A 12,674-nucleotide genomic window follows, 5' to 3' on the forward strand; every position below is an offset into this window, starting at 1 on the left:
TGAGCCTGCGGCGATAGACCTAGTACCGCCGGCGGTAGACGGGGTCCAGTGTTTCCGGGGCCACGCCCAGCATCTCGGCGGTGTGCTCCACCACCACGTCATGCACCAGGTCCTGGAGTTCCTCCTTGACCGGGCAGGCCTGTTCAACCACGCGGCGGTACAGCGTGATGACGGGCCCCTCGTCCTCGGTGGCGGGGGTGTAGCAGCCCAGGGGAGCGGGTGAGCCCTCGGCCACAAGCTGTTCCAGGTTCGGCGGGATCTCATCGACGGCGAATCGGACGCCGTCGAGCGGCTTGCCCCAGATGTCGTGGAGCCGCTGCGCGGAGTCCATCACGAGTTCATCGAACCGGTCCGAGCGGCTCCGGTAGCCGGGGAGGGTGGGCAGCAGAAGCTCGCCCCGCAGGCCGCGGCCGTGCCGGTTGCGCCGGCGCTGAGCGAAGCTCCGGCCAGCCGAAACTCCGGCAGCGTCCCGGGGTGCATCCGGGTCAGCCAACCGGACCGTGAAACCCGAAGAATGGTGCGATGACTGCATATACAGACTTTAGACCCGCCAAATGATTTGCGCGACATAACCGGACCGGAGCCACGACGGCGCGGCGCGGACCGGCGTCAATGTCGGAAATTCTGCCCCCGGCGGAGTATTCTGTGTCTTCGTGGGTGCAATACGTCAGTGTTCAAGATCAGCCTGCCGCCAGTCTGCGGTGGCAACGCTGACGTACGTTTATGCGGACTCCACCGCGGTCCTTGGCCCGCTGGCAACCTATGCGGAACCGCACTGTTACGACCTCTGCGAGCAGCACGCGGGTTCGCTGACCGTCCCGCGCGGCTGGGAAGTGCTCCGCCTGGCCATGCCTTCGCAGCCGCCCCAGCCCGGGCCCGATGACCTTCTGGCCCTGGCCGACGCCGTCCGTGAGGCCGCGTCCCGCCCGGCGTCCCCGGCCCCGGGGCAGCGCGCCGCCCACTCGGCGCTGGAAGCGCCCGCCGCAACCGAGGGCACCCGCCGCGGCCACCTGCGCATCCTGCGCGAACCGTCCTGATCTGCGCGAACCGTCCTCAGTATTCGCAAACCGTCCTCCTGCCGAACTGGCGGTAGGCTGGAAGCTGAAATCCGTCAGCCACAGCGCTTGTGCCCAGCAGGGAGCATTCCACCATGCCAAAGATCAGTCCTGAACTGTTGTCCGTCCTGAGGTGCCCCGTCACCGGATCGGCTCTGACCCAGGAGGGCGAGGAACTCGTCTCAACGTCGGCGGCGGAGAACGGCGAACGGCTCCGTTACGCCATCGAAGACGGCATTCCGCTGCTGCTGCCGCCGGAGCTTCGCGCCGCAGCCACGGCTGCCGGCTCGGACCAGCACGACGCCGGCCCCGCAGCGGCCGCCCCCACCGCCTAACACCCAGCCAGCACCGCAGAAGGCTAGACGCCGGATACAGCAAAGGATTCCCATGACGTTCGATTACAAGGTTGCCGACATCTCCCTGGCCGAGGCCGGGCGCCACCAGATCCGCCTCGCCGAGCACGAGATGCCGGGACTCATGTCGCTGCGCCGGGAATTCGGACCGACCCAGCCGCTCAAGGGCGCCCGGATCGCCGGTTCGCTGCACATGACGGTGCAGACTGCCGTCCTCATCGAGACCCTGACGGCACTCGGCGCCGAGGTCCGCTGGGCCTCCTGCAACATCTTCTCCACCCAGGACGAGGCCGCTGCCGCCGTCGTGGTGGGCACCGGCACCGTGGCGGACCCGCAGGGCGTTCCGGTGTTTGCCTGGAAGGGCGAGACGCTCGAGGAATACTGGTGGACCGCCGAGCAGATCCTCACCTGGCCCGGTGCCGACGCGAACCCTGAGCTGGGCCCGAACATGATTCTCGACGACGGCGGAGACGCCACGCTGCTGCTGCACCGCGGCGTGGAGTTTGAGGCAGCCGGCGCCGTTCCGGCCGCCGCGGCCAACGACCCCGAGGAATACGGGATCGTCCTGGACGTCCTGCGCCGGACCCTGGCCGAGGACCCGAAGAAGTGGACCCGCCTCGCTGCCGGCATCCACGGCGTCAGCGAGGAAACCACCACCGGCGTGCACCGCCTCTACCAGCTCGCCGAACAGGGCAAGCTGCTCTTCCCGGCGATCAACGTCAACGACTCCGTGACGAAGAGCAAGTTCGACAACAAGTACGGCATCCGCCACTCCCTGCCGGACGGCCTCAACCGGGCCACCGACGTCCTCATTGGCGGCAAGGTCGCCGTCGTGTGCGGCTACGGCGACGTCGGCAAGGGCGCCGCCGAGGCGCTCCGCGGCCAGGGCGCCCGCGTGATTGTCACCGAAATTGATCCCATCTGTGCGCTGCAGGCCGCCATGGACGGCTACCAGGTGGCCAAGCTGGAGAGCGTGGTGGGCCAGGGCGACATCTTCATCACCACCACGGGCAACAAGGACGTCATCATGGCCGAGCACATGGCCGGCATGAAGAACAAGGCCATCGTGGGCAACATCGGGCACTTCGATAACGAGATCGACATGGCCGGCCTCGCACGGATCCCCGGGATCCGGAAGGTCGAAATCAAGCCCCAGGTCCACGAATGGGTCTTCGGCGGCGACTCGGCCGACGACACCAGGTCCATCATCGTCCTGTCCGAGGGGCGCCTGCTGAACCTGGGCAACGCGACAGGCCACCCGTCGTTCGTCATGAGCAACTCCTTCGCCAACCAGACCATCGCCCAGATCGAGCTGTTCACCAAGAAGGACCAGCCCGAAGGCGAGCGGGAATACGACAACCAGGTCTACGTGCTGCCCAAGATCCTGGACGAGAAGGTGGCGCGGCTGCACCTCGATGCCCTCGGCGTTGAACTGACCGAACTGTCCAAGGACCAGGCCGACTACCTGGACGTGGACGTGGCCGGCCCGTTCAAGCCCGAGCACTACCGCTACTGACAGCGGGCCCTTACGCAGCACCCCGGCGCGCCGTGGCACTCCACGGCGGCCGGGGTTAGCGCCGCCGTGCGATAAAATTGACTGGTCAGCGTTACCGCTGGGCACACGGACGGATGCCGGTCGGCAGCCCGGTGGGACACGGAGAAACCAGTCATGACGGAAAAGAACAACCGGACAACCGGCAAGATCATCGCCGTCGTAGCCATTTGCGCTGCCGTTGCTGCCGGCGGAATCGGCGTCGCCACCGCTCCGGGCTGGGCAAACCCCGCACCGCAGTCCGAGGCCTCCAGCCCCGTCCGCAATGAGCCGGGCCTCGCCAGCCCCGTGGTTAAAGCCGTGGAACTGGGCGTGACTCCGCTCGACGGCGCCAAGGGCGTAAATCCCGCGGTGGCGCCCTCCGTGAAGGCGGTTAACGGCCGCGTCAAGGACGTTGCGCTCGTGCCGGCAGCCGGCGGAGCGTCCGTCAAGGGCACTGTCAGCGCCGACGGCAGCACGTGGACGGCCGTGGACCCGCTGCAGTTCAACACACCCTACAAATACAGCTACACCATCGTGGACGAGGCGGGCCGCGAAACCCAGAAGGCCCAGACCTTCACCACTGTGGAGCCCGCCAATGAGGCGGATGCCGCTGTGTTCCCGGAGAACGGCTCCACAGTAGGCGCAGGGCAGCCCATCGACATCGTGTTCAGTGAGCCCGTCACCAACAAGGCCGCGGTTGAAAAGGCCGTCAAGATCAGCGTCTCCTCCAAGCAGCCGGTTGCCTGGCACTGGTATTCGGACCAGAAGGTCCGGATCCGTCCTGAAAAGTTCTGGGCATCCAACAGCCATGTCACCGTGGACATGAAGCTGTTCGGGGTGGACTTCGGCAAGGGCATGATCGGCAACTTCAACGCCAAGGTGCAGTTCAAGGTGGGCCAGCAGCGCCTCGCGGTGGTGGACGACAACACCAAGACCATGAAGGTGTACTTCGACGGCAAACTGGTCAGGACCGCGCCGGTCACGCTGGGCGGCTCCGACTGGCTTTCCCCGTCCGGCTACGCCGTGATCATGGAGCAGGAACGGCATTCAAAGTTCAACGCCGGAAGCATCGGCCTGAAACCCGGAGACAAGGGCTATTACCCGCCGCTGACCGTGGAGTACGCCAACAGGCTCACGTCCTCCGGCGTCTATGTCCACCAGGCGCTCGAGTCGGCATGGGGCTATGTGGGGGTATCCAATGTCTCCCACGGGTGCGTCGGACTGCTGCCCGTCGATGCTTCCTGGTTCTTCAACAACATGAAGTCCGGCGACGTCGTCCAGGTCCTGAACACGGGCGCAGCCCCGGTCGAGCCGCTCGAAGGCTATGGCGACTGGAACATTCCCTGGTCCCAGTACGCCAAGCGGTAGCGGCCGTACTAGTCCCGGGCCGCGGTGAAAGGCAGCCGGTGCAGCCGCTCACCGATCCGGGTGCTTTGCGTCCGGGCCGCGCTTAGGCGGCGGAGTTCGCGGGTGCGCCGTTCAGCGAGCACGGCAGCCAGATAGTCATCGGGAGTGGTTCCGGGTGGCGGTGACGGCGCCACATATCCGGACATTTCGGTGGCGAGGGCTGCTGCCATGCCGCTGCGCGACAACGGGGCCATCCGCGGCGCCTGGCGCATGAACTGAGCGGCGCGCCGTCCCAGGGCGTCCGGTATCCGTCCGATGTCTGCAGCTTCCGCCCAGGCTGCCAGGTGCCGCGGGGCGAGGGGGACGATGGTGGGTTCCACCGGGACCCGGCGCCGCAGGGAGTAGGTGCCCGCCACGATGTCACCCAGCCGGCGTGACCTGCCGTCGAAGAGGGCGACGGCGATGGCAATACCGCCGAAGGTCAGGTAAATCTCCAGGAAGCCGATCAGCGCCCGGATGACCGCGTGGCGGAAACGGATGGCCCCGCCGTCGTCACGCACTATCCTTAGCCCGGCCGCCAGTTTCCCGAGCGAGAGGCCGCGGGTCAGGGTCTCCACCGTTGCCGGAACAATGACGAAGCACAGCACCACGCTGACCAGGGTCAGCGCCCCGGCGGCGGCCTCGTCAAGTTCGTCGCGGGCGGTCCCCACCGCGATCAGTATTGCTATCAGCAGCACGGTGTTCACCACGACGTCGAGCAACAGGCCGAGGGCGCGGGCAGCGAAGGACGCCGGACGAAGTTCAAGGACGACTGCCTCGCCTGTGATGAGTGGACTCAATTCCTGCCCCGTACGTCGTATCGGCCACCGGTCGCCTAAAGTCTATTCTCCGCAGGCTAGGGTAGGAGCGTGGACATGGACGCCTTCTCCGCCGTCAACTCGGACACATGGTCGCGGCTGCACGACCTGGCGAACAAGCGGCGCCTGAGTGGTGCCGACGCCGACGAGTTGCTTCGCCTGTACCAGGTGACTTCCGCCCACCTCTCCCTGCTGCGTTCCACGGGTCCGGAGAGCGGATTGTCCGCGTCCCTGTCCGCCACGCTGGCGCAGGCGCGGACCCGCTTCACCGGCGCACGGTCCAACTTCATGGAAGACCTGGCACAGTTCTTCGTGTTGTCGCTCCCGGCCGCGCTGTACCGGATCCGCTGGCTGACCGTGGCCTGTGGCGCCGCGTTCTGCCTGGTTGGCTTCGCGTACGCCCTCTGGATCGGCACCTCGCCCGAGGCTCTTCGGGCCGTTGCCTCGGAGGCGGAAGTCCAGCGGTACGTGACGGAGGACTTCATCGACTACTACTCGGAGAACCCCGCGGCGTCGTTTGCCGGCGCTGTCTGGACCAACAATGCCTGGATCAGTGCCCAGGCGGTGGCCCTGGGCATCACCGGATTCTGGGTGCCAATGATCCTGTTCAGCAACGCCCAGGGTGTGGGGGTGGCCGCCGGGATGTTTGCCGCGGTAGGCAAGACGGACGTGTTCTTCAGCTACATCCTGCCGCACGGGCTGATGGAGCTGACAGCGGTTTTCGTGGCCTGCGCCGCCGGGCTGCGGATCTTTTGGGCCATGGTGTCGCCGGGCGCCCGGACCCGGTCCCGCGCCGTCGCAGCGGAGGGCCGGTCCATGATCACGGTGGCACTTGGCCTGGTCCTGGTGCTGTTTGTTTCAGGCCTCGTGGAGGGCTTCGTGACGCCCAGTACGCTGCCCGTCTGGGCCAAGATCAGTATCGGAGCGGCCGTACTGGCGGCATACTGGTTGTATGTACTGGCCTGCGGGGGACGGGCGTACCGCGCCGGCGCCCGCGGCGACCTCGGCGGCCAGGACGCCGGCTATACAGAACTTGCAGCATGATTATTACTGCCAGGCGACAATTCCCGCAGGTGGCGGGGTGGCACATCGCGGTGCCGGAGCGGCTGACGGTAGGCTCTTGGGGAGATACAAAGCGCTGCTGACCCCGGCTTACGCCGGTACGACAGTGCGTGGACGCCTACGGAAGTGAAGCTGCAGTGAAAGACAATACTCCGACACCGTCCGGACGCCTTGATCCGCGGCTGGATCCGGCGGCGAGCCCCGCACTGGATCCCGCGGAGGACACCGACGAGCCGGCGTTTGAATGGATGAAGCCCGCTCCTGCAACCCGCCCCGCCGCGGGCGAGGGCGCCGCCGGATCTGCAGCACGTCCGGAAACAGGTTCGGCCGGAGCCCAGGCGGAAAGCCGTGCCGACCGCAAGGCCGCGGAGGCGGCGGCTGCCGAAAACGCCGAAATGGACCAGAACCCGGAAGCAGCCCGGAACGCGGAGACCGGCAGGAGCGCTGCGGCGGACCCTAACACGGGGCCGGGCAAGAGGGAGACGGGCCACCCGGCCCGGGCCGGATCCACGCTCGCAGGCGCCCACTTCAGCGAACCACTGCCCACATCCGCCCTCCAGGTCCGCCCGCCCGAGGAGGAAGTGGAGCGCCGCAACGCCGAGCGTGAGCAGGCAGCCAGGGCCAAGCCGGTGCTGCCCCGGTTCCTCCAGGTCCTGCTGGCCATTTTCTACCCCATCATCCTCCTGGTCCTGGCCGTGCGTGCCGTGACCAGCCCGCTCTTCCTCTGGGCCGAATACCACCGGCCCGGCTTCCCCGGCGACGGCTACGGTTTCAACGCGGACGACCGCATGACTTACGGCTCCTACGCCGTGGACTACCTCAGCAACTGGTCCGGCCCGCGATACCTGGGCGAACTGGTTAACCGCAGCGGCGAAAAGCTGTTCAAGGACGGCGAAGTCAGCCACATGGCCGACGTGAAAGTGGTGATCCTGTCCGCCTTCGGCGCCGGGGCGCTGCTCATCCTGATCAGCATCATCGCGATCGTCTACCTGCGGCGCCGTACCCCCGGCGGAGTGCGCCGGGGCCTGTTCGCAGGCTCCCTTGTGACGCTCGTGCTCATCATCGGCCTGGGCACGCTGGCCGCCCTGGGCTGGCAGCAGTTCTTCACCGAGTTCCACCGCATCTTCTTCGCCGCGGGCTCCTGGACCTTTGCGCTGGAGGACACGCTGATCCGGCTCTTCCCCGGCCAGTTCTGGATTGACGCCGGCCTTGTCATCGGCGCGCTGGTCCTGATCACGGCCGTGGTGACGCTGATCCTGACCTGGCCCACGCGCAGGCGCCGCGGACTGGCTCCCGCCCGGAAGGGGCGCAAGGGCGGGACAGCGGAGGACGAAGCAGATGCCGACGACTCTGCGGAGACGGACACCGCGCGGCCCGTGAACCTGTAGCGGCGCCCGGGCAGGGTCCGGTTAGCCGTACAGCTGCTCTATTTCCGCGTCGAAATCCCTGACGACGGCGGCCCTCTTGAGTTTGAGGGAGGGCGTCAGGTGCCCGGACTCCACCGTGAAGGCGGCGTCCAGGAGCCGGAACTTCCGAATGGACTCGGCCTTGGAGACAAGGCTGTTGGCCTCATCCACCGCTTCCTGGATGGCGCTGTTCACCGCGGGATCCGTGCAGGCTTCGCCGGGACTTAGCAGCGGAAGGCTGCGCGCGGTGCACCATTGTTCGAGGCCGTCCGGGTCCAGGTTGACCAGGGCAGAAACGAACGGCTTCCCGTCACCGACAACCACGGCGTGGCCCACGAGCTGGTGTTCGCGCAGCTTCTCCTCGAGCGGCCCGGGCGCGACGTTCTTGCCGGCGGCCGTGACCAGCAGGTCCTTCTTGCGCCCCGTGATGGTAAGGAAGCCGTCGCCGTCGAGCTTGCCCAGGTCCCCGGTGCGGAGGAAGCCGTCCGTGAACGCCTCGGCGTTTGCCGCCGCATTGGCGTGGTAGCCCTTAAACACGCCGATGCCCCGGACCAGGACTTCACCGTCCTCGGCGATCCGGACGGTGGTGCCCGGCGCCGGGATCCCCACAGTACCCACCCTCGATAGGGGCACGGTGTTCACCGTGCAGGGCGCCGTGGTCTCCGTCAGGCCGTAGCCTTCGAGCACGGTGATCCCGGCACCCCTGAAGAAGTGTGCGTCGCGGGCATTCAGCGGGCTTGCGCCAGAAACGGCGTACTTCATGCTGCCGCCGAACACCTGGCGCAGCCGGGGATAGACGAGCCGGTCGAACAGCGCATGCTGCGCCCGCAGGGCCACGCCCGGGCCGCCGCCCTCACCCCGGGCGGCGGCATCCAGCGCTTCCGAGTACCGGACCGCCACCCGCGTGGCGGCACCAAACAGCCGCGACTTCCCGGCGTCCTTCGCCTTCTGTTCCGCTCCGGCGTGGATCTTCTCGAAGATGCGGGGCACCGCCAGCAGGAAGGTCGGTTTGAACGTTCCCAGGTCGTCAAGGAGCTGCGCGTTCCCGGAGGTGTGGCCGAGGGTCACCCCGGCCGTGAGGCACACCACCTGGACGGCCCTGGCCAGCACGTGGGCCAGCGGCAGGAACATCAGGGTCCTGGCGTTCTCCTGTTGCAGGAGTTCGGGCAGGAAAGCCACGATGTTCCTGGCCACGAGGGCGAAGTTTCCATGGGTGATCTCGCAGCCCTTGGGCCGGCCGGTGGTGCCGGAGGTGTAGACGAGGGACGCCACGTCCGGGAGCGCCGCCGCCGAGCGGTGCCGCTCCAGCTCGGCGTCCGTCACCCCGGCCCCGGCGGCGGCGAGGCTGGCAAGGTTGGGGGCATCGCCGTCGTAATCCATCCGGACCACCGGCACCAGGCGGCCGGCCAGGACGCTGGAGGCGGACAGGACCTGCTCCAGCAGCCCCGCCTTCCGGCGGTCCTCAACGAAGACCCGCCCGGCACCGGAGTCGGACAGGATCCACTCAATCTGGCTCGCCGAGGAGGTCTCGTAGATGGGGACCGTGACGCCGCCGGCAAACCAGATGGCAAAATCCACCAGTGTCCATTCGTAGCGGGTGGCGGAGAGGACGGCGACGGTGTCGCCGGGCGCCAGGCCGCCGGCAATGAGGCCCTTTGCCAGCGCCGTGACCTGGTCCAGGAAATGTCCGGCTGTGATGTTCTGCCAGCCGTTGGCGTCCCGGCGGGCGTAGACAGCGTGTGAAGGATTGTGCCGGTAGCAGTCCAGGAGCAGGTCGGTGACGTTGCTGCTGTCCTCCAGGACAACCATCAGTTCCGTGCTTGCTTCCCTCACAGGCGGGTCTCCATTTCGTTGATCATCACGTCCGGGTTCCACCTGCAATCGTGCCTCAGATCCAGGAGGGCATCCACATCCTGAGCCGCCAGTCCTGGTACGTGATCATTTCGGCGGTCCAGACGGGGTAGAAGAAAGCGGAGATCAACACCGCGGCCACGAGGAACAGGGCCACCCCGTACAGTCCGGAGCGCCGGCGCCACGGCGGGTCGGTGCTTTTCCCCAGCACCAGGCCCAGGCAGTACACCAGCGCCAGGATCAGGAAGGGCTCGAAGGACACCGCGTAGAAGAAGAACATGGTGCGTTCCGGGTACATGAACCACGGCAGGTAGCCGGAGCCGACGGCGGCCAGCACCGCGCCGGCGCGCCAGTCGCGCCTGCCTGCCCACCAGAACAGCAGCACCACGAGAGAGATGGCGGCGCACCACCAGATCAGCGGGTTCCCGACCGACAGAATGGCCGAGGTGCAGTTGGCGAAGTCGCAGCCCGGGCTGCCCTGCTTGGGGGACTCGTAGAAGAAGGAGGTGGGCCTGCCCATTACCAGCCAGCTCCAGGCGCTGGCCTCGTACGGGTGCTCCGAGCTGAGCCCCTGATGGAACTTGTAGGCCTCAAGGTGGTAGTGCGCCAGGGACCGCACCGAGTCCGGCAGCCAGCCCCATTCCGCGCTGGGGTTCGTCTCCGCCCACCGCCGGTAGTAGGCGTCCGTGGACCGGAACCACCCCGTCCACGTGGCGGCGTACGTCAGGGCGGCCACAGGCACGATGCTGGCGAAGGCCAGGAGCCCGTCCTTGAGGATTCCGGCGCTGATCCAGCCGCGGACGCCGGCGATCCGGCGGGCGCTCAGGTCCCAGAACACCGTCAGGAGCCCGAAGCCAGCCAGGAAGAACAGCGCCGACCATTTCGTGCCGACCGCCAGGCCCAGGCAGACGCCCGCCGCAATCCGCCACCAGCGCACGCCCAGCCACGGACCTGACAGCAGCTGCAGCGCGGACGGCCTGCCGCCGGGGGAGGCGGCAGCCTGCCTGCCGAGCCTGGCGGCCAGCCGGCGCCGGCCGTCGTCGCGGTCCAGCAGCAGCGCGCCGAACGCCGCCAGGATCCAGAACATCAGGAAGATGTCCAGCAGCGAGGTGCGGGACATGACCAGGTGGTGCCCGTCGACAGCGAGCAGCAGCCCGGCGGCCGCGCCAAGGATCAGGGAGCCGAAGAGCTTCTGGGCGATCAGCGCGACCAGGGCGATGGAGAGGGTGCCAGTCAGCGCGGCGGCGAACCGCCAGCCGAAGGGGTTGTCCGCCCCGAACAGCCACATGCCTGCCGCGATCATCCACTTGCCCACGGGCGGGTGCACCACGTATTCGGGGGTGTTCAGCAGCACGTTGGGGTTGCCGGCAACGAACGCGTCGTTGGCCTTGTCCGGCCAGCTGCGCTCGTAGCCGCTGACCAGCAGCGAGTAGCCGTCCTTGACGTAATACGTCTCGTCAAACACCAGGTTGCGGGGGACATCCAGCCGGACGAACCTCAGGATCCCTCCCACAACGGCTGTCAGGGCGGGAACCAGCCAGAACCAAAGGCGGAGCGACGGCGGGTAGTCCCGCCAGGTGCGGATGCCGCCGATCAGGCGCCGGGTGAGGGCATCTGCGGTGAAGGCCTCCGAGGGGCGGCTGATCCAGCGCTTCCCGTGCGGACCGGGGCCATCCGTGGCGGGTGCTGAAGCCGGGGTACTTGCTGGTTCGGCCCCGTCAGGCCGCACGGAGGTCTGCGTCACGAGCCCATGCTACCGTTTGCGGCTTTGAGAACGGCTTAGGCATTGGCCTTGGAGGAGGCCCAAGAGAAGGCAGGGCGGCAGTAGGCTGGATCCGTGGACCACGAAGCGAGCACCGCCCCTGACAGCAGTTCCGAGCCTTCCGGCAATTCAGAACCGGCCGCCGGCCCGGCCGGCCGACGGGAACCGGAGCTCCGCGGCGGCGGTCCGGGGCGGATCGTCCTGGCGGCAACACCCATCGGCAATGTGGGCGACGCTTCGGCCCGGCTGGTGGAACTGCTGGCGACGGCGGACATCGTGGCGGCCGAGGACACCCGGCGCCTGCACCGCCTGGTGCAGAGCCTGGACGTCACCGTGAGCGGGCGGATCATCAGCTACCACGAGCACAACGAGGCCACCAAGACCGCCGAACTCCTGGAACAGGTCCGCTCAGGGAAGACACTGGTCATGGTCACCGACGCCGGCATGCCCGCAGTCTCCGACCCCGGCTTCCGGCTGGTCGAAGGCGCGGTGGCCGCCGGCCTCACGGTCACGGCCGTCCCCGGACCGTCGGCCGTCCTCACCGCGCTGGCCCTGTCCGGCCTGCCCACTGACAGGTTCTGTTTCGAAGGGTTCCTGCCGCGGAAAGCCGGCGAACGCGCCGGCCGGCTCGCGGATCTCGACGTCGAACGGCGCACCATGGTCTTCTTCGAGGCGCCGCACCGGCTCGAGGCCATGCTGCGGGCACTGCACGAGCGCTTCGGCCCGGACCGGCGCGCGGCAGTGTGCCGGGAACTGACCAAGACCTACGAGGAAGTCCTCCGCGGATCCTTGCGCGAGATGCTGCAGTGGGCGGAGGCCAACGAGGTGCGCGGGGAGATCGCCGTCGTGGTGGCGGGCGCGCCGGAGCGCGAGCCCGGATCGCCGGAGGACGGCGTCGCCGCCGTCAACGACCTCGTGGCCAAGGGCGTCCGGCTCAAGGAAGCGGTGGCGGCCGTCGCCGAAGAAACCCGCGTGAGCAAGCGCGAACTGTACTCAGCTGTGCTTGCGGCGCGCTGACATAAGGCTCTTTCGGCGCTGCCTTGCCCGTCCCGGCGGGGCAGGGAAGTGGCTGTGCAGCTGCACAACGAACGGCCGGACCGGCAGTGCGCCGATGCGTAGACACTGCCGAGATGCGGGCAGTACGGTGGCTTTAATCCAGCCAAGCAAGCAGCAGGCGGCAGGCGGCGTCAGGCCGTGTGCAGGAGCTGCACATAACCGGCAATCCGATTGCTGACGAGGGAGTCACCGTGTCTGTTACTACACAGTCCACTGCTACCGCAGAGCGCGAAAGCGAATTGCTCGCGTCTGTTCCCACCGGCCTTCTCATCAACGGCGAGTGGCGCCCCGCGGCCTCGGGCAAGACGTTCGACGTCGAGGATCCCGCCACCGGGAAGGTGCTGCTGAGCATCGCCGACGCCGGTCCAGAGGACGGGAAGGCCGCCTTGGA

Annotated in this window: 11 protein-coding genes and 1 pseudogene; 8 read left to right on the forward strand and 4 right to left on the reverse strand. The window is 67.7% G+C overall.

The features are described 5' to 3' along the window. Window positions 1-19: 19 nt before the first annotated feature. Window positions 20-532, reverse strand: coding sequence for a metallopeptidase family protein (locus tag ACFRAH_RS23215; RefSeq protein WP_377993261.1), 513 nt, complete (start codon window positions 530-532; stop codon window positions 20-22). A gap of 121 nt (window positions 533-653) precedes the next feature. Between ACFRAH_RS23215 and ACFRAH_RS23220 the strand changes: the two genes are divergently transcribed. From ACFRAH_RS23220 to ACFRAH_RS23235, 4 genes are all read left to right on the forward strand, one after another. Then, the gene (locus tag ACFRAH_RS23220; protein WP_043417629.1) at window positions 654-1,037 is read left to right on the forward strand and encodes a DUF3499 domain-containing protein; all 384 of its coding nucleotides are present in this window, start codon (window positions 654-656) and stop codon (window positions 1,035-1,037) included. A gap of 113 nt (window positions 1,038-1,150) precedes the next feature. Continuing rightward, window positions 1,151-1,390 carry a Trm112 family protein gene (locus ACFRAH_RS23225; protein ID WP_377993262.1) on the forward strand — a complete coding sequence of 80 codons (240 nt, stop codon included), beginning with the start codon at window positions 1,151-1,153 and terminating at the stop codon, window positions 1,388-1,390. A gap of 52 nt (window positions 1,391-1,442) precedes the next feature. Then, a complete protein-coding gene (ahcY, locus tag ACFRAH_RS23230) occupies window positions 1,443-2,924 on the forward strand; it encodes an adenosylhomocysteinase (protein WP_377993263.1) in 1,482 nt (493 codons plus the stop codon). Between the two features lie 153 nt (window positions 2,925-3,077). Continuing rightward, window positions 3,078-4,310 carry an Ig-like domain-containing protein gene (locus ACFRAH_RS23235; RefSeq protein WP_377993264.1) on the forward strand — a complete coding sequence of 411 codons (1,233 nt, stop codon included), beginning with the start codon at window positions 3,078-3,080 and terminating at the stop codon, window positions 4,308-4,310. A gap of 8 nt (window positions 4,311-4,318) precedes the next feature. On the opposite strand, the gene ACFRAH_RS23240 is transcribed toward ACFRAH_RS23235, so the two are convergent. Further along, entirely contained in the window at window positions 4,319-5,128 is an 810-nt protein-coding gene (locus tag ACFRAH_RS23240) for an RDD family protein (protein ID WP_377993265.1), read from the reverse strand. A 69-nt stretch (window positions 5,129-5,197) separates the two neighbouring features. Here ACFRAH_RS23240 and ACFRAH_RS23245 point away from each other — a divergent pair, with 69 nt between their 5' ends. Continuing rightward, window positions 5,198-6,190, forward strand: a complete 993-nt coding sequence (locus tag ACFRAH_RS23245; RefSeq protein ID WP_377993266.1) for a stage II sporulation protein M — start codon at window positions 5,198-5,200, stop codon at window positions 6,188-6,190. 155 nt (window positions 6,191-6,345) lie between these two features. Beyond that, on the forward strand, window positions 6,346-7,596 hold the full coding sequence (locus tag ACFRAH_RS23250) for a TIGR01906 family membrane protein (protein WP_377993267.1): 1,251 nt from the start codon (window positions 6,346-6,348) through the stop codon (window positions 7,594-7,596). 21 nt (window positions 7,597-7,617) lie between these two features. Here ACFRAH_RS23250 and ACFRAH_RS23255 read toward each other — a convergent pair whose 3' ends face one another. Together ACFRAH_RS23255 and ACFRAH_RS23260 are read right to left on the reverse strand one after the other, a co-directional pair. Continuing rightward, window positions 7,618-9,447, reverse strand: a complete 1,830-nt coding sequence (locus ACFRAH_RS23255; RefSeq protein WP_377993268.1) for an AMP-dependent synthetase/ligase — start codon at window positions 9,445-9,447, stop codon at window positions 7,618-7,620. 55 nt (window positions 9,448-9,502) lie between these two features. After that, complete coding sequence (locus ACFRAH_RS23260; RefSeq protein ID WP_377993269.1) at window positions 9,503-11,209, reverse strand: dolichyl-phosphate-mannose--protein mannosyltransferase; 1,707 nt, start codon at window positions 11,207-11,209, stop codon at window positions 9,503-9,505. 213 nt (window positions 11,210-11,422) lie between these two features. On the opposite strand from ACFRAH_RS23260, the gene rsmI reads away from it, so the two are divergent. Together rsmI and ACFRAH_RS23270 are read left to right on the forward strand one after the other, a co-directional pair. Beyond that, on the forward strand, window positions 11,423-12,244 hold the full coding sequence (rsmI, locus tag ACFRAH_RS23265; protein ID WP_377993270.1) for a 16S rRNA (cytidine(1402)-2'-O)-methyltransferase: 822 nt from the start codon (window positions 11,423-11,425) through the stop codon (window positions 12,242-12,244). Window positions 12,245-12,474: 230 nt separating this feature from the next. Then, a pseudogene (locus ACFRAH_RS23270) lies at window positions 12,475-12,674 on the forward strand (NAD-dependent succinate-semialdehyde dehydrogenase); the annotation flags it as partial.

It is taken from the genome of Arthrobacter sp. NPDC056727 (assembly GCF_042790555.1).
Taxonomy (GTDB): Bacteria; Actinomycetota; Actinomycetes; order Actinomycetales; family Micrococcaceae; genus Arthrobacter.

Bases quoted from the DNA above. Each gene is read 5' to 3' on its own strand.
- ACFRAH_RS23215 (WP_377993261.1), bottom strand. From the start codon at position 532: ATGCAGTCATCGCACCATTCTTCGGGTTTCACGGTCCGGTTGGCTGAC.
- ACFRAH_RS23225 (WP_377993262.1), top strand. From the start codon at position 1,151: ATGCCAAAGATCAGTCCTGAACTGTTGTCCGTCCTGAGGTGCCCCGTC.
- ahcY (WP_377993263.1), top strand. From the start codon at position 1,443: ATGACGTTCGATTACAAGGTTGCCGACATCTCCCTGGCCGAGGCCGGG.
- ACFRAH_RS23235 (WP_377993264.1), top strand. From the start codon at position 3,078: ATGACGGAAAAGAACAACCGGACAACCGGCAAGATCATCGCCGTCGTA.